At 52.8% G+C, this 14,859-nt stretch carries 18 protein-coding genes; 15 read left to right on the top strand and 3 right to left on the bottom strand.

Translation table 11 applies throughout. From position 1 onward, the window contains the following. Positions 1 to 21: 21 nt before the first annotated feature. The gene (locus RTX30_RS10775) at positions 22 to 1,929 is read right to left on the bottom strand and encodes an ABC transporter ATP-binding protein (RefSeq protein WP_312689598.1); all 1,908 of its coding nucleotides are present in this window, start codon (positions 1,927 to 1,929) and stop codon (positions 22 to 24) included. 180 nt (positions 1,930 to 2,109) lie between these two features. Here RTX30_RS10775 and kefG point away from each other — a divergent pair, with 180 nt between their 5' ends. The 4 genes from kefG (at position 2,110) to slyD (ending at position 5,353) form a co-directional block, all read left to right on the top strand. Continuing rightward, on the top strand, positions 2,110 to 2,661 hold the full coding sequence (kefG, locus tag RTX30_RS10770; RefSeq protein WP_312689597.1) for a glutathione-regulated potassium-efflux system ancillary protein KefG: 552 nt from the start codon (positions 2,110 to 2,112) through the stop codon (positions 2,659 to 2,661). Beyond that, positions 2,661 to 4,466 carry a glutathione-regulated potassium-efflux system protein KefB gene (gene kefB / locus RTX30_RS10765; RefSeq protein WP_312689596.1) on the top strand — a complete coding sequence of 602 codons (1,806 nt, stop codon included), beginning with the start codon at positions 2,661 to 2,663 and terminating at the stop codon, positions 4,464 to 4,466. Before kefG ends, kefB begins: the two co-directional genes overlap by 1 nt. A gap of 10 nt (positions 4,467 to 4,476) precedes the next feature. Continuing rightward, positions 4,477 to 4,677, top strand: coding sequence for a YheV family putative zinc ribbon protein (locus tag RTX30_RS10760; RefSeq protein ID WP_312689595.1), 201 nt, complete (start codon positions 4,477 to 4,479; stop codon positions 4,675 to 4,677). A gap of 94 nt (positions 4,678 to 4,771) precedes the next feature. Further along, on the top strand, positions 4,772 to 5,353 hold the full coding sequence (gene slyD, locus RTX30_RS10755; RefSeq protein ID WP_312689593.1) for a peptidylprolyl isomerase: 582 nt from the start codon (positions 4,772 to 4,774) through the stop codon (positions 5,351 to 5,353). A gap of 74 nt (positions 5,354 to 5,427) precedes the next feature. Here the strand turns inward: slyD and RTX30_RS10750 are convergent, their stop codons facing one another. Continuing rightward, a complete protein-coding gene (locus RTX30_RS10750) occupies positions 5,428 to 5,646 on the bottom strand; it encodes a SlyX family protein (RefSeq protein WP_312689591.1) in 219 nt (72 codons plus the stop codon). 241 nt (positions 5,647 to 5,887) lie between these two features. Here RTX30_RS10750 and fkpA point away from each other — a divergent pair, with 241 nt between their 5' ends. The 11 genes from fkpA (at position 5,888) to bfr (ending at position 14,116) form a co-directional block, all read left to right on the top strand. Continuing rightward, a complete protein-coding gene (gene fkpA, locus RTX30_RS10745) occupies positions 5,888 to 6,736 on the top strand; it encodes an FKBP-type peptidyl-prolyl cis-trans isomerase (protein WP_312689589.1) in 849 nt (282 codons plus the stop codon). 159 nt (positions 6,737 to 6,895) lie between these two features. After that, on the top strand, positions 6,896 to 7,618 hold the full coding sequence (locus tag RTX30_RS10740) for a transcriptional regulator (protein ID WP_312689587.1): 723 nt from the start codon (positions 6,896 to 6,898) through the stop codon (positions 7,616 to 7,618). Further along, a complete protein-coding gene (tusD, locus tag RTX30_RS10735) occupies positions 7,618 to 8,004 on the top strand; it encodes a sulfurtransferase complex subunit TusD (protein ID WP_312689585.1) in 387 nt (128 codons plus the stop codon). The genes RTX30_RS10740 and tusD overlap by 1 nt, the downstream gene beginning before the upstream one ends. Further along, the gene (gene tusC, locus RTX30_RS10730; protein ID WP_312689583.1) at positions 8,004 to 8,363 is read left to right on the top strand and encodes a sulfurtransferase complex subunit TusC; all 360 of its coding nucleotides are present in this window, start codon (positions 8,004 to 8,006) and stop codon (positions 8,361 to 8,363) included. Before tusD ends, tusC begins: the two co-directional genes overlap by 1 nt. Before the next feature lie 7 nt (positions 8,364 to 8,370). Then, entirely contained in the window at positions 8,371 to 8,658 is a 288-nt protein-coding gene (gene tusB / locus RTX30_RS10725; RefSeq protein WP_312689581.1) for a sulfurtransferase complex subunit TusB, read from the top strand. 124 nt (positions 8,659 to 8,782) lie between these two features. After that, the gene (gene rpsL / locus RTX30_RS10720) at positions 8,783 to 9,157 is read left to right on the top strand and encodes a 30S ribosomal protein S12 (protein WP_003023654.1); all 375 of its coding nucleotides are present in this window, start codon (positions 8,783 to 8,785) and stop codon (positions 9,155 to 9,157) included. Between the two features lie 96 nt (positions 9,158 to 9,253). After that, positions 9,254 to 9,724, top strand: coding sequence for a 30S ribosomal protein S7 (rpsG, locus tag RTX30_RS10715; RefSeq protein WP_035894363.1), 471 nt, complete (start codon positions 9,254 to 9,256; stop codon positions 9,722 to 9,724). 100 nt (positions 9,725 to 9,824) lie between these two features. Further along, on the top strand, positions 9,825 to 11,939 hold the full coding sequence (fusA, locus tag RTX30_RS10710; protein ID WP_312689579.1) for an elongation factor G: 2,115 nt from the start codon (positions 9,825 to 9,827) through the stop codon (positions 11,937 to 11,939). 70 nt (positions 11,940 to 12,009) lie between these two features. Continuing rightward, a complete protein-coding gene (gene tuf, locus RTX30_RS10705) occupies positions 12,010 to 13,194 on the top strand; it encodes an elongation factor Tu (protein ID WP_312689577.1) in 1,185 nt (394 codons plus the stop codon). 178 nt (positions 13,195 to 13,372) lie between these two features. Beyond that, the gene (gene bfd, locus RTX30_RS10700; RefSeq protein ID WP_061706976.1) at positions 13,373 to 13,567 is read left to right on the top strand and encodes a bacterioferritin-associated ferredoxin; all 195 of its coding nucleotides are present in this window, start codon (positions 13,373 to 13,375) and stop codon (positions 13,565 to 13,567) included. Between the two features lie 72 nt (positions 13,568 to 13,639). Beyond that, a complete protein-coding gene (bfr, locus tag RTX30_RS10695; RefSeq protein WP_312689572.1) occupies positions 13,640 to 14,116 on the top strand; it encodes a bacterioferritin in 477 nt (158 codons plus the stop codon). Here the strand turns inward: bfr and RTX30_RS10690 are convergent. Then, on the bottom strand, positions 14,113 to 14,571 hold the full coding sequence (locus RTX30_RS10690) for an A24 family peptidase (RefSeq protein ID WP_312689570.1): 459 nt from the start codon (positions 14,569 to 14,571) through the stop codon (positions 14,113 to 14,115). The two genes, bfr and RTX30_RS10690, sit on opposite strands and share 4 nt — an antisense overlap. Positions 14,572 to 14,859 lie beyond the last annotated feature (288 nt).

Here is a 14,859-nt window from a genome sequence, read left to right as displayed (position 1 = left end):
TCGCCCGCTGCACGGCTGCATTTAGTCCCCTTGCAGCATGGCTTCCAGTTGTTCGTGCGCTTCCAGCCATGCCATTTCGCACTCTTCAAGCCCGGCTTTTGCCGCCGCTTGTTGTTGCAGGCAGGTGGTCAGTTCCGCTTTACGGCTTTGATCGTATAAACCGCTGTCGCCGAGTTTCTCTTCCGCCTGCGCCAGTTGGGCATTGAGCTTTTCCATCTCCTTTTCCAGACGGGTTATCTCTTTACGCAGCGGCTGGGTTTGCGTGCGCAGTTCCGCTTCGCGACGTTTCTGGTCTTTCCGCGCCTGGGCGCTGTTGCCGCTGTCTTTGGCGGCGGCGTCTGCGGGCTGGCTCTCCTGCTTTTGCACATCGCTCAGCCACTGCTGATAATCCTCCAGGTCGCCGGCGAACGGCTCGACTTTGCCGTCATGCACCAGGTAGAGATCATCGGTGGTGGAGCGGATCAGATGACGATCGTGCGAAACCACCACCAGCGCGCCTTCAAACTCGATTAGCGCTTCGGTCAGCGCCTGACGCATGTCCAGATCAAGATGGTTGGTCGGCTCATCAAGCAGCAGCAGGTTTGGACGCTGCCAGACAATCAGCGCCAGTACCAGACGGGCCTTTTCGCCGCCGGAAAAGCGTTCTGTCACTTCGGTGACTTTATCGCCCTGGAAACCAAAACCGCCAAGGTAATCGCGCAGCTTTTGCTCCAGCTCCTGCGGTGCAAGGCGTGCAAGGTGCTGCAATGGCGACTCGTCAGCGCGTAAAAATTCCAGCTGGTGCTGAGCGAAGTAGCCGAGCTTGATGCCTTTCGCCAGCCCAATTTCACCCCGTTGTGCTGACAGTTCCCCGGCCAGCAATTTAATCAGCGTCGATTTCCCCGCGCCGTTACGCCCCAACAGGCCAATACGCGAGCCTGGCACCAGGTTGAGCTTGATGGCATCGAGAATGGTGCGTTCGCCGTAACCCGCGCTGACTTTCTCCATTTTTAATAAGGGATTGGGCAGGCTTTCTGGCGCACGGAAGCTGAAGTGGAACGGGTTGTCGACGTGCGCCGGGGCGATCAGCTCCATGCGCTCAAGCATTTTGATTCGGCTCTGCGCTTGTTTCGCTTTACTGGCCTTGGCTTTGAAGCGATCGATAAAGCTCTGCAGATGCGCCACGCGCTGTTGCTGGCTTTCGTAGGTGGCCTGCTGCTGGGCCAGTCGTGTGGCGCGCTGACGCTCAAAGGAGCTGTAGTTGCCGGTATATTCGAACAGGCTTTGCTGCTCAATATGCAAAATTTTGTCCACGACGGGGTCGAGGAAGTCACGGTCATGGGAAATGAGGATCAACGTACCCTGATAACTTTTTAGCCACCTTTCCAGCCAGATCACGGCATCCAGATCGAGATGGTTGGTCGGTTCATCAAGCAGCAGTAAATCGGAACGGCAAATCAGCGCCTGGGCGAGGTTCAAGCGCATCCGCCAGCCGCCGGAGAAGTCGCTCACCGGACGCTCAAGTTGTTCATTGCTGAAGCCCAGACCGTGCAGCAGACTTGAAGCGCGTGAGCGAATGGTCCACGCATCGATAGCGTCGAGTTTACCGTGCACGGTAGCAATGGCGTGACCGTCGTTACGCTCGTTGGCGGCATTCAACTGTGCTTCCAACTGGCGATATTCGCGATCGCCGTCTATCACATACTCTATTGCCGCTGCGCTGAGCGCCGGCGTTTCCTGGTTGACCCATGCCAGTTGCCAGGTGCCCGGAAAGCTGAAGCTGCCGCCGTCGGCGCCAATCTCGTTTTTCAGCAGCGACAGCAGTGTCGATTTACCGCAGCCGTTTTTGCCCACCAGACCGACTTTCTGGCCCGGATTAATGGTGGCTGTGGCGTTGTCCAACAGGACACGCACGCCGCGACGAATTTGTAACGAGGAGAAAACAATCATAAGGCGCCGTATGTTCAGACTATGTTAATTTGTCATTATGATAATGTAAGGTTACGGCCAAACGCCGTACCGGGGCCGCAATGGTAGCCCAAAATGAAGACGATAGACAAAAGCATTCTGGCCGCGCCATCAGGCTGCTAACCAGAAGCATGACAAGTACGACACCCGGGAGGGAAATAGATGTCGCAGACAGCGAAAGTGTTGCTGCTGTATGCCCATCCGGAATCACAGGACTCGGTTGCAAACCGGGTTTTGCTTAAGCCGGCAACGCAACTGCAAAACGTAACGGTGCATGATCTGTATGCCCGTTATCCCGATTTTTTTATTGATATTCCTTACGAGCAGGCGTTACTGCGCGAGCATGACGTTATCGTGTTCCAGCATCCGCTTTATACCTACAGCTGCCCGGCGCTGCTCAAAGAGTGGCTGGATCGGGTGTTAAGCCGGGGTTTTGCCAGTGGCACCGGCGGGAATCAACTGGCCGGAAAGTACTGGCGCAGCGTGATCACCACCGGGGAGCCGGAAACGGCGTATCGGCACGATGGCCTGAACCGCTATCCGATGAGTGATATTCTGCGCCCTTTTGAGTTAACGGCGGCTATGTGCCGCATGCACTGGCTGAGTCCGATCATTATTTATTGGGCGCGCAGGCAGCCACCGCAGGAGCTGGCAAACCACGCCAAAGCCTACGGCGACTGGCTGGTGTCACCCCTGCCCGTCGGAGGTCGTTGATGGAAGGTTCCGATCTGTTACTGGCGGGAGTGCTGTTTCTGTTTGCAGCGGTGGTCGCCGTACCGCTTGCCGCGCGCTTAGGGATTGGCGCAGTGCTGGGATATTTGCTGGCCGGGATTGCCATTGGCCCGTGGGGGCTGGGCTTCATCAGCGATGTGGATGAGATCCTCCACTTTTCCGAGCTGGGCGTCGTGTTTCTGATGTTTATCATCGGACTGGAGCTGAATCCGAGCAAGCTTTGGGAGTTGCGGCGCTCTATTTTTGGCGTCGGCGCTGCTCAGGTATTGTTGAGTGCGGCGATACTGGCCGGTTTATTGATGTTGACGCAGTTCTCCTGGCAGGCGGCAGTCATTGGCGGTATTGGTCTGGCGATGTCCTCAACGGCCATGGCGCTGCAACTGATGCGCGACAAAGGGATGAATCGCAGCGAGTCCGGGCAACTGGGATTTTCGGTGTTGTTGTTCCAGGATCTGGCGGTGATTCCAGCGCTTGCGCTGGTGCCGCTGCTGGCCGGTAACGGCGATGAGCATCTGGACTGGATGAAAGTGGGCATGAAGGTGCTGGCGTTTGCCGGCATGTTATTGGGTGGCCGCTATCTGCTACGCCCGGTGTTCCGCTTTATTGCCAGTTCTGGCGTGCGGGAGGTCTTTACCGCTGCGACGTTGTTACTGGTGCTCGGCTCGGCATTATTTATGGATGCGTTGGGACTGTCGATGGCGCTCGGTACTTTTATCGCCGGGGTTTTACTGGCGGAAAGTGAATACCGGCACGAGCTGGAGATCGCCATTGAGCCGTTTAAAGGCTTGCTGCTCGGGCTGTTCTTTATCTCGGTGGGTATGGCGTTAAATCTGGGCGTGCTCTATACCCATTTATTATGGGTGGTGCTGAGCGTTGCGGTGCTGGTGGCGGTAAAAACGCTGGTGCTCTATATGCTGGCACGCCTGTATGGTTTGCGCAGTTCAGAGCGTATGCAGTTTGCCGGTGTGTTAAGTCAGGGCGGGGAGTTTGCTTTCGTGCTCTTCTCTTCGGCTTCCTCTCAGCGACTGTTTCAGAATGATCAAATGGCGCTGTTGCTGGTCACCGTAACACTTTCAATGATGACCACACCGCTGTTGATGCGCGGCATTGATAAGGCTCTTTCGCGGCGGTTTAACGCGCCCGAAGATGAAGACGAAGCGCCCTGGGTAGACGACGATAAACCGCAGGTTATTGTGGTGGGATTTGGTCGTTTTGGTCAGGTCATTGGTCGCCTGTTAATGGCGAACAAAATGCGCATCACGGTGCTGGAACGTGATATCAGCGCCGTTAACCTGATGCGTAAATACGGCTACAAGGTCTACTACGGCGACGCGACGCAGGTGGAACTGCTGCGTTCGGCAGGGGCGGAAGCGGCGCAATCCATAGTGATCACCTGTAACGACCCGCTGGACACGATGAAACTGGTCGAGATTTGCCAGCAGCACTTTCCCCATCTTGCGATTCTGGCGCGGGCGCGCGGACGTGTCGAAGCGCATGAACTGTTACAAGCTGGCGTGACACAGTTTTCCCGTGAAACCTTCTCCAGTGCGCTGGAATTGGGTCGTAAGGCCCTAATTTCCTTGGGTATGCACCCACATCAGGCGCAACGTGCGCAGCTGCACTTTAAGCGTCTTGATATGCGGATGCTGCGGGAGTTAATGCCGGTGCATACTGATACGGTGCAAATTTCCCGCGTGCGCGAGGCGCGACGCGAGCTGGAGGAGATTTTCCAGCGTGAAATGCAGCAAGAGCGTCGTCAGCTGGATGGCTGGGACGAGTTTGAATAAGGGGATCCGAATGGCTGTACGTAAACGTTTTATCGCCGGGGCTGTTTGCCCGGCATGCCAGGCGAAGGATTCGATGGCAATGTGGCGCGAAAATAATGTCGATATTGTTGAGTGTGTTAAGTGTGGTCATCACATGCGCGAAGCAGATAAAGAAGCAAAAGAACATGTGCGCAAAGATGAGCAAGTGATCGGGATTTTTCATCCGGACTAGCGATATCAGGCAGGTTTTTTTAAGCTAAAGGGTACACGGGTGCAGAATTCCGCTACAATCTGCGCCAGTAATTTTCCCACGCTCAGGAGATATCATGAAAGTAGCAAAAGACCTGGTGGTCAGCCTGGCCTATCAGGTACGTACAGAAGACGGTGTATTGGTTGATGAGTCTCCGGTGAGTGCACCGCTGGACTATCTGCACGGTCACGGTTCCCTGATCTCTGGTCTGGAAAACGCGCTGGACGGTCACGAAGTCGGCGACAAATTCGATGTGGCTGTTGGCGCGAATGACGCTTACGGTCAGTACGACGAAAACCTGGTACAGCGCGTACCGAAAGACGTCTTTATGGGCGTTGACGAACTGCAGGTTGGCATGCGCTTCCTGGCGGAAACCGACCAGGGTCCGGTGCCGGTAGAAATCACCGAAGTGGAAGATGACCACGTGGTGGTTGACGGTAACCACATGCTGGCTGGCCAGAACCTGAAGTTCAACGTGGAAGTTGTCGCTATCCGCGAAGCAACCGAAGAAGAACTGGCGCATGGTCATGTTCACGGTGCGCATGGTCACGATCATGACCACGATCACGATGGCTGCTGTGGCGGTCACGGCCACGATCATGATCACGACCACGGTAAAGGTGGTTGCGGTGGTCACGGCGGTTGCGGTTGCCACTAACAGGCGTTGTCTTTCGCACTTCAGGTGTGTTGATAGCGTATTAAAAAAGCGGGGAAACCCGCTTTTTTTACGCCTTAATAGTGAGGCGGAGGCGTCTCTTCTGACGGCGAGGCCATTTGCGAAGGCTGGCTGGCTTTCAGTTTTTCCACCATCAAGCGAATGTGGTCACGCAGCTTCGCCATTTCCAGCTCATGCGCAGTGACTGTCTTATTCAGCTCTTCAATGGTTATCTCCTGAAAGGCCAGTCGGCTTTCCAGTTCCGCCAGTCGCGCTTCTGTCGTTCGTTCTTGCATTTTTCACCTCGGGTTAGCGTCCAGACGGGTTTTTATTCATCGGGCGGGATTTTACTGAACTTTGCCGCGCGATCCAGCGTCGGGACAGAAAAGCAGAAACTTATTTAAACAAAAATAGTCTCAAAACAGGTGAATTCGGGCGGCGTCCTTATGTTGATTTCCCCCGCAACGCTTTATAGTACGTTCCTTACTTACTTATGTTTAACCCTGGGGCGAGATGCCCCGGCCCCTGGAGAGATGGATGAAATCACTGTTTAAAGTCACGCTGCTGGCGACCACCATGGCCGTAGCACTTCATGCACCGATTTCTTTCGCTGCGGATGCCGCAAAGAAAGACACTGCTGCAGCAGCTGACAGCAAAGCGGCATTCAAAAATGATGACCAGAAATCCGCCTATGCACTGGGCGCGTCGCTGGGCCGCTACATGGAGAATTCCCTGAAAGAGCAGGAAAAACTGGGTATCAAACTGGACAAAGACCTGCTGATTAAAGGCGTCCAGGATGCGTTTGCTGATAAGAGCAAACTGACTGACCAGGAAATCGAGCAGACTCTACAGGCGTTTGAGACGCGCGTGAAAACCGCTGCCCAGGATCGTATGGAAAAAGACGCAGCCGATAACGAAGCAAAAGGCAAAGCCTTCCGCGATACCTTTGCAAAAGAGAAGGGTGTGAAAACGTCTGACACCGGCCTGCTGTACAAAGTTGAGAAAGAAGGTACTGGCGATGCGCCGAAAGACAGCGATACCGTGGTGGTGAACTACAAAGGTACGCTGATTGACGGTAAAGAGTTTGATAACTCTTATACCCGTGGCGAGCCGCTCTCCTTCCGCCTGGATGGCGTGATCCCTGGCTGGACCGAAGGCCTGAAAAATATCAAGAAAGGCGGCAAGATCAAGCTGGTTATCCCACCAGCACTGGCTTACGGCAAAACAGGCGTTCCGGGTATTCCGGCTAACTCTACGCTGGTCTTTGACGTAGAGCTGCTGGATATCAAAGCGGCACCAAAAGCGGATGCTGCGGCGCCAGCAGCAGCACCAGCCGCAGGCGATAAAGCCGCGGACGCGAAAGCGGAAGACACCAGTAAGAAATAAATCTGTGAGCAACGCCGCCTTCGGGCGGCGTTTTTTTTTGCAGTGAAGATATAATTCTGGCAAGCCTAACCTACGATGTATTAATTTAGATCCCCATGTAATTACTGAGCCTGCCCTGAAAACATAACGACAGGCTCCTGAAAAGGAGTGTTTTTTTTCATGTCCAGGTCGCTCTTAACCAACGAAACCAGTGAGCTAGACTTATTGGATCAACGTCCTTTCGACCAAACCGACTTCGATATCCTCAAATCCTATGAAGCGGTAGTGGACGGGTTAGCGATGCTCATTGGGTCCCACTGCGAAATCGTTTTGCACTCCCTGCAGGATCTGAAATGTTCCGCCATCCGCATTGCGAACGGTGAACACACAGGGCGTAAAATTGGCTCACCTATCACCGATCTTGCCTTGCGCATGCTGCACGATATGACCGGCGCGGACAGCAGCGTGTCTAAGTGCTACTTCACGCGCGCGAAAAGCGGCGTGCTGATGAAATCGGAAACGATCGCGATCCGCAATCGCGACCACCGGGTGATTGGTCTGTTGTGCATTAACATGAACCTCGATGTACCGTTCTCGCAAATCATGAGCACGTTTATTCCGCCGGAAACCCCGGATGTCGGCTCCTCCGTTAACTTTGCCTCCTCTGTGGAAGATCTGGTAATGCAAACGCTGGAATTCACGATTGAAGAGGTCAATGCCGATCGTAACGTTTCCAACAATGCCAAAAACCGGCAGATTGTGTTGAATTTGTATGAGAAAGGTATCTTTGACATCAAAGACGCCATTAACCAGGTAGCTGACCGTCTGAACATCTCCAAGCACACGGTGTATCTCTATATTCGTCAGTTCAAAAGCGGCGATTTTTCCGGGCCTGACCGTTAATGCGTTTTGCCCTTATGGTCACCGGCCCGGCGTATGGTACGCAGCAGGCCAGCAGCGCGTATCAATTTGCACTGGCGCTGTTGGCGGCTGGTCATACGCTGGTTAGTGTGTTTTTCTACCGCGAAGGGGTGAGCAATGCGAATGCGCTCACCGCGCCCGCCAGCGATGAATATGATCTGGTTCGTGCGTGGCAACGGTTGCATGACGAACAGCAGGTTGAGCTGCATATCTGTGTCGCCGCCGCGCTGCGCCGCGGCGTTGTCGACGACATGGAAGCACAACGACTGACGTTGCCGGGCGCTAATCTTCAAGCCGGGTTTTCGCTGACCGGACTGGGCGCGCTGGCAGAAGCGGCGCTTTCCTGCGATCGGGTGGTGCAGTTCTGATGAAACGTATTGCCTTTGTTTTTACCTCTGCGCCGCATGGCTCTTCTGCCGGGCGCGAAGGGCTGGATGCCCTGCTGGCAACCTCTGCATTGACGGATGACATTGGCGTGTTCTTCGTTGGCGATGGCGTTTTTCAACTGCTGGCGAACCAGCAGCCGGATCGGATCCTGGCACGGGACTACATTGCGACATTTAAAGTTCTGCCTCTTTATGACATTGAGCAGTGCTGGCTATGTGCGGCTTCGCTACGTGAGCGAGGACTGGGCGAGGAGACGGCATTTGTGTTGCCGATTCAGCGGCTGGAGCCGGATGCGCTGCGTGAGCGACTTAATGAATACACCGTCGTGATGACTTTTTGAGGCTCCTATGCTGCATACGTTATCTCAATCGCCCTGGCAGTGTGATATGGCTGCGCTGTTGCGCCTGGTACGCCCGGGCGACGATCTTTTGTTGCTGTCCGATGGCGTGACGGCGGCGCTGGAAGGCGGGCGTTTCATTGACTTATTGCGTAATGCCCCCATATCGCTACACGTGCTGAGTGAAGACGTTGATGCACGTGGTCTTTCTGGTCAAATTTCGAGCAGTGTCGCCAGGGTTGGCTATACTGATTTCGTGAGTCTGGCGATAAAACATGACGCTCAGATGCGTTGGTAATGTGTGATCGCTGTATATTTCTTGACACCTTTTCAGCACAGCCATAAAATTCTGCGTCCTCATATTATATGAGGTCGTTTTATTACGTGTTTACGAAGCAAAAGCTAAAACCAGGAGCTATTTAATGGCAACAGTTAACCAGCTGGTACGCAAACCACGCGCACGCAAAGTTGCAAAAAGCAACGTTCCGGCGCTGGAAGCATGCCCGCAAAAACGTGGTGTATGTACTCGCGTATATACTACCACCCCGAAAAAACCGAACTCCGCGCTGCGTAAAGTATGCCGTGTTCGTCTGACTAACGGTTTCGAAGTGACTTCCTACATCGGTGGTGAAGGTCACAACCTGCAGGAGCACTCCGTGATCCTGATCCGTGGCGGTCGTGTAAAAGACCTCCCGGGTGTTCGTTACCACACTGTACGTGGCGCGCTTGACTGCTCCGGTGTTAAAGACCGTAAGCAATCTCGTTCCAAATACGGCGTGAAACGTCCTAAGGCTTAATGGTTCTCCGTTAAGTAAGGCCAAACTGTTTTAACTTAATGTCAAACTAAACTCTTAGAGTTTTGGACAATCCTGAATTAACAACGGAGTATTTCCATGCCACGTCGTCGTGTTATTGGTCAGCGTAAAATTCTGCCGGATCCGAAGTTCGGATCAGAACTGCTGGCTAAATTTGTAAATATCCTGATGGTAGACGGTAAAAAATCTACTGCAGAATCAATCGTATACAGCGCGCTGGAGACCCTGGCTCAGCGTTCTGGTAAAAATGAACTGGAAGCTTTCGAAGTCGCTCTCGAAAACGTGCGCCCGACTGTCGAAGTTAAGTCTCGCCGCGTTGGTGGTTCTACTTATCAGGTTCCGGTTGAAGTACGTCCGGTTCGCCGCAATGCCCTGGCAATGCGTTGGATCGTTGAAGCTGCTCGTAAACGCGGTGATAAATCCATGGCTCTGCGCCTGGCGAACGAACTTTCTGATGCTGCAGACAACAAAGGTACTGCAGTTAAGAAACGTGAAGACGTTCACCGTATGGCCGAAGCCAACAAGGCGTTCGCACACTACCGTTGGTAATCCCTTCGGAGTTTTAGTCAACTGGCGGGCGCTTCAAGTAAGTCGCCCGCCGTTTGGCAACTTAATTCTGAACGCCTAAAAGACACAAACGAGGAATCAAATGGCTCGTACAACACCCATCGCACGCTACCGTAACATCGGTATCAGTGCGCACATCGACGCCGGTAAAACCACGACTACCGAACGTATTCTGTTCTACACCGGTGTAAACCACAAAATCGGTGAAGTTCATGACGGCGCCGCAACCATGGACTGGATGGAGCAGGAGCAGGAGCGTGGTATTACCATTACCTCCGCAGCGACTACTGCATTCTGGTCTGGTATGGCGAAGCAGTATGAACCGCATCGCGTAAACATCATCGACACCCCGGGGCACGTTGACTTCACCATCGAAGTAGAACGTTCCATGCGTGTTCTTGACGGTGCGGTAATGGTTTACTGCGCAGTTGGTGGTGTTCAGCCGCAGTCTGAAACCGTATGGCGTCAGGCTAACAAATATAAAGTTCCGCGCATTGCGTTCGTTAATAAAATGGACCGCATGGGCGCTAACTTCCTGAAAGTTGTTGGTCAGATCAAATCCCGTCTGGGCGCGAACCCGGTTCCGCTGCAGCTGGCAATTGGTGCTGAAGAAGGTTTCACCGGTGTTGTTGACCTGGTGAAAATGAAAGCCATCAACTGGAACGACGCAGATCAGGGCGTAACCTTCGAATACGAAGATATCCCGGCTGAGATGCAGGACCTGGCTGACGAATGGCACCAGAACCTGATCGAATCCGCTGCGGAAGCTTCCGAAGAGCTGATGGAAAAATACCTGGGTGGCGAAGAACTGACTGAAGAAGAGATCAAAAAAGCTCTGCGTCAGCGTGTTCTGAACAACGAAATCATCCTGGTAACCTGTGGTTCTGCGTTTAAGAACAAAGGTGTTCAGGCGATGCTGGATGCGGTAGTTGACTACCTGCCGTCCCCGACTGACGTACCTGCGATCAACGGTATCCTGGACGACGGTAAAGATACGCCGGCTGAGCGTCACGCAAGCGACGAAGAGCCGTTCTCCGCTCTGGCGTTCAAAATCGCTACCGACCCGTTTGTAGGTAACCTGACCTTCTTCCGCGTTTACTCTGGTGTGGTGAACTCTGGCGATACCATCCTGAACTCCGTGAAAAGTGCACGTGAGCGTTTCGGTCGTATCGTACAGATGCACGCTAACAAACGTGAAGAGATCAAAGAAGTTCGCGCGGGCGACATCGCTGCTGCGATCGGTCTGAAAGACGTAACGACTGGTGATACCCTGTGTGATCCGGATCATCCGATCATTCTGGAACGTATGGAATTCCCGGAACCGGTAATCTCCATCGCTGTAGAACCGAAAACCAAAGCTGACCAGGAAAAAATGGGTCTGGCTCTGGGCCGTCTGGCGAAAGAGGACCCGTCATTCCGCGTATGGACTGACGAAGAATCTAACCAGACCATTATCGCCGGTATGGGTGAGCTGCACCTCGACATCATCGTTGACCGTATGAAACGTGAATTCAACGTTGAAGCGAACGTCGGTAAACCTCAGGTTGCTTACCGCGAAGCGATTCGCGCGAAAGTTACCGATATCGAAGGTAAACACGCTAAACAGTCTGGTGGTCGCGGTCAGTACGGTCATGTTGTTATCGACATGTACCCGCTGGAGCCGGGCTCTAACCCGAAAGGTTACGAGTTCATCAACGACATCAAAGGTGGTGTAATTCCTGGCGAATACATCCCGGCCGTTGATAAAGGCATCCAGGAGCAGCTGAAATCTGGCCCGCTGGCTGGTTACCCGGTAGTAGACCTGGGCGTGCGTCTGCACTTCGGTTCTTACCACGACGTTGACTCCTCTGAACTGGCGTTTAAACTGGCTGCGTCTATTGCCTTTAAAGATGGCTTTAAGAAAGCGAAACCAGTTCTGCTTGAGCCGATCATGAAGGTTGAAGTAGAGACTCCGGAAGAGAACACTGGTGACGTTATCGGTGACTTGAGCCGTCGTCGCGGTATGCTGCGCGGTCAGGAATCTGAAGTCACTGGCGTTAAGATTCACGCTGAAGTGCCGCTGTCTGAAATGTTCGGATACGCGACTCAGCTGCGTTCTCTGACCAAAGGTCGTGCATCATACACTATGGAATTCCTGAAGTATGATGATGCACCGAACAACGTTGCTCAGGCCGTAATCGAAGCCCGTGGTAAATAAGCCTCAGGGTTAAAACCAAAGTCCCGTGCTCTCTCCAGAAGGGGAGAGCACTATAGTAAGGAATAAAGCCGTGTCTAAAGAAAAATTTGAACGTACAAAACCGCACGTCAACGTCGGCACAATCGGCCACGTTGACCATGGTAAAACTACTCTGACCGCTGCAATCACTACCGTTCTGGCTAAAACCTACGGTGGTTCTGCTCGCGCATTCGACCAGATCGATAACGCGCCGGAAGAAAAAGCGCGTGGTATCACCATCAACACTTCTCACGTTGAGTATGACACCCCGACTCGCCACTACGCACACGTAGACTGCCCGGGCCACGCCGACTATGTTAAAAACATGATCACCGGTGCTGCTCAGATGGATGGCGCGATCCTGGTTGTTGCTGCGACTGACGGCCCGATGCCGCAGACCCGTGAGCACATCCTGCTGGGTCGTCAGGTAGGCGTTCCGTACATCATCGTGTTCCTGAACAAATGTGACATGGTTGATGACGAAGAGCTGCTGGAACTGGTAGAGATGGAAGTTCGTGAACTGCTGTCTCAGTACGATTTCCCGGGCGACGACACCCCGATCGTTCGTGGTTCTGCTCTGAAAGCGCTGGAAGGCGACGCAGAGTGGGAAGCGAAAATCATCGAACTGGCTGGCCACCTGGATTCTTACATCCCGGAACCAGAGCGTGCGATTGACAAGCCGTTCCTGCTGCCGATCGAAGACGTATTCTCCATCTCCGGTCGTGGTACCGTTGTTACCGGTCGTGTAGAGCGCGGTATCATCAAAGTGGGTGAAGAAGTTGAAATCGTGGGTATCAAAGACACCGCGAAATCCACCTGTACTGGCGTAGAAATGTTCCGCAAACTGCTGGACGAAGGCCGTGCTGGTGAGAACGTTGGTGTTCTGCTGCGTGGTATCAAACGTGAAGAAATCGAACGTGGTCAGGTACTGGCTAAGCCGGGTTCCATCAAGCCGCACACCAAATTCGAATCTGAAGTTTATATCCTGTCCAAAGACGAAGGCGGCCGTCATACTCCGTTCTTCAAAGGCTACCGTCCGCAGTTCTACTTCCGTACAACTGACGTGACTGGCACCATCGAACTGCCGGAAGGCGTAGAGATGGTAATGCCGGGCGACAACATCAAAATGGTTGTTACCCTGATTCACCCGATTGCGATGGACGATGGTCTGCGTTTCGCAATCCGTGAAGGCGGCCGTACCGTTGGCGCGGGCGTTGTTGCTAAAGTTCTGAGCTAATTATTTAGCTTTGAATTAAAAAGGGCGCTCCGGCGCCCTTTTTGCTGCCTGTGAATCATTGGCAGAAATAATTGTTCGCGATTTTGTGCGCCCTTACATCGCAGCTTTACAGTCTGTGCTATTGTAATCATAACCATTCTCATTTACACTTTTGCGCATAAATTGAACGGGAGTGATCATGTACGTTTGTTTGTGTAATGGTGTAAGTGATAAAAAAATTCGCCAGGCTGTACGCCAGTTTCACCCTCAATCCTTTCAACAGCTTCGCAAGTTTGTTCCGGTCGGAAATCAGTGTGGAAAATGCATTCGTGCCGCACGTGAAATCATGCAGGACGAGTTAACCCAGATCCCGGAATATAAAGAGATTGCCTGAGGCGTTATCTTTTTTTTGACATCCCTGTAGCCCCATCTACGCTTCAATGAGTGGAAGCGGAGGGACTACATAATGAAAGGTGATGTTAAAATCATAAATTATCTCAATAAATTATTGGGAAATGAGCTTGTCGCAATAAACCAGTACTTTCTCCATGCGAGAATGTTCAAAAACTGGGGCCTGACGCGCCTCAACGATGTCGAATACCATGAATCCATTGATGAGATGAAACACGCCGATCGTTATATCGAGCGTATTCTATTTCTGGAAGGGATCCCCAATCTGCAGGATTTAGGCAAACTCGGCATTGGTGAAGATGTTGAAGAGATGCTGCAATCCGATCTCAGGCTGGAGCTGGAAGGGGCTAAGGATCTGCGTGAAGCCATTGCCTATGCGGACAGTGTCCACGACTACGTTAGCCGCGACATGATGATCAATATTCTCGCTGAAGAAGAGCATCACATCGACTGGCTGGAAACGGAACTTGATCTGATCAGCAAAATCGGACTACAGAACTATCTGCAGTCGCAAATCAAAGTGGAAGATTAAGTCTGCAACAAAGTATGAATTCCTACCAGTAAGCCCGCTGCCGCCAGACATGGTCCAAAAGGCAGCGGGTTTTTTATTGTCTGCAAACTGCGTAAGACAATCCCCCGGAGCAGTACCAGTCCGCAGGCTAGCGTGGCGGCAATACACACCAGTGCGGGTAAACTTTCCCAGCCATGCCAGGCGCCCAGCGCGGAAAGATATTTAACATCACCATATCCAAGCCCTTCATAGCCATAAAGCCAACGAAAACCCCAATAAATAGCAGCAAAACTGACGTAACCAGCAATAGCACCCAGCACGGCCTCGGGGAGTAACATTGTACGTGAGGTACAGTGCCAGAGGAGACCCAGCCATAAAAGCGGACAGGTTAACCGGTCCGGCAACAAACCACAGCGAATATCCCATCTGACAAGAAGCAGGTTTAGCCACAAATAAACTGAGACAAAGAACAGCATAACGATTACGCCTGATTAGGTTTACGAATCTTGAGAGGGCAGGGTGCCAGATAGGGAACACAGTGCTAAATGCGCTTTTTATCAAAATGGATATTACCGCGAGCGTTTTTTTGCGGGACGATTACAGTTGCATTCGCTTTGCGAACCAGCCCGCAGGTTGTTTAATTTCTAAACTGGACTTGCGCCAGACGCATATTTGCGTATAATGCGCGGGCCTGTCGTAAATGACGGGTGGTTCAATCTGAACCATAGCGGTGCTTTTCGCCGCTAACAATGCCCCCGATTGGG

The organism is Kosakonia sp. (assembly GCF_032052965.1).
In the GTDB taxonomy this organism is placed as follows: Bacteria; Pseudomonadota; Gammaproteobacteria; order Enterobacterales; family Enterobacteriaceae; genus Kosakonia.
Note: the sequence above shows the minus strand (reverse complement) of the source record. Positions and strands in the feature narration are given on the sequence as shown.

Bases quoted from the DNA above. Each gene is read 5' to 3' on its own strand.
- RTX30_RS10775 (WP_312689598.1), bottom strand. From the start codon at position 1,929: ATGATTGTTTTCTCCTCGTTACAAATTCGTCGCGGCGTGCGTGTCCTG.
- kefG (WP_312689597.1), top strand. From the start codon at position 2,110: ATGTCGCAGACAGCGAAAGTGTTGCTGCTGTATGCCCATCCGGAATCA.
- kefB (WP_312689596.1), top strand. From the start codon at position 2,661: ATGGAAGGTTCCGATCTGTTACTGGCGGGAGTGCTGTTTCTGTTTGCA.
- RTX30_RS10760 (WP_312689595.1), top strand. From the start codon at position 4,477: ATGGCTGTACGTAAACGTTTTATCGCCGGGGCTGTTTGCCCGGCATGC.
- slyD (WP_312689593.1), top strand. From the start codon at position 4,772: ATGAAAGTAGCAAAAGACCTGGTGGTCAGCCTGGCCTATCAGGTACGT.
- RTX30_RS10750 (WP_312689591.1), bottom strand. From the start codon at position 5,646: ATGCAAGAACGAACGACAGAAGCGCGACTGGCGGAACTGGAAAGCCGA.
- fkpA (WP_312689589.1), top strand. From the start codon at position 5,888: ATGAAATCACTGTTTAAAGTCACGCTGCTGGCGACCACCATGGCCGTA.
- RTX30_RS10740 (WP_312689587.1), top strand. From the start codon at position 6,896: ATGTCCAGGTCGCTCTTAACCAACGAAACCAGTGAGCTAGACTTATTG.
- tusD (WP_312689585.1), top strand. From the start codon at position 7,618: ATGCGTTTTGCCCTTATGGTCACCGGCCCGGCGTATGGTACGCAGCAG.
- tusC (WP_312689583.1), top strand. From the start codon at position 8,004: ATGAAACGTATTGCCTTTGTTTTTACCTCTGCGCCGCATGGCTCTTCT.
- tusB (WP_312689581.1), top strand. From the start codon at position 8,371: ATGCTGCATACGTTATCTCAATCGCCCTGGCAGTGTGATATGGCTGCG.
- rpsL (WP_003023654.1), top strand. From the start codon at position 8,783: ATGGCAACAGTTAACCAGCTGGTACGCAAACCACGCGCACGCAAAGTT.
- rpsG (WP_035894363.1), top strand. From the start codon at position 9,254: ATGCCACGTCGTCGTGTTATTGGTCAGCGTAAAATTCTGCCGGATCCG.
- fusA (WP_312689579.1), top strand. From the start codon at position 9,825: ATGGCTCGTACAACACCCATCGCACGCTACCGTAACATCGGTATCAGT.
- bfd (WP_061706976.1), top strand. From the start codon at position 13,373: ATGTACGTTTGTTTGTGTAATGGTGTAAGTGATAAAAAAATTCGCCAG.
- bfr (WP_312689572.1), top strand. From the start codon at position 13,640: ATGAAAGGTGATGTTAAAATCATAAATTATCTCAATAAATTATTGGGA.
- RTX30_RS10690 (WP_312689570.1), bottom strand. From the start codon at position 14,571: ATGCTGTTCTTTGTCTCAGTTTATTTGTGGCTAAACCTGCTTCTTGTC.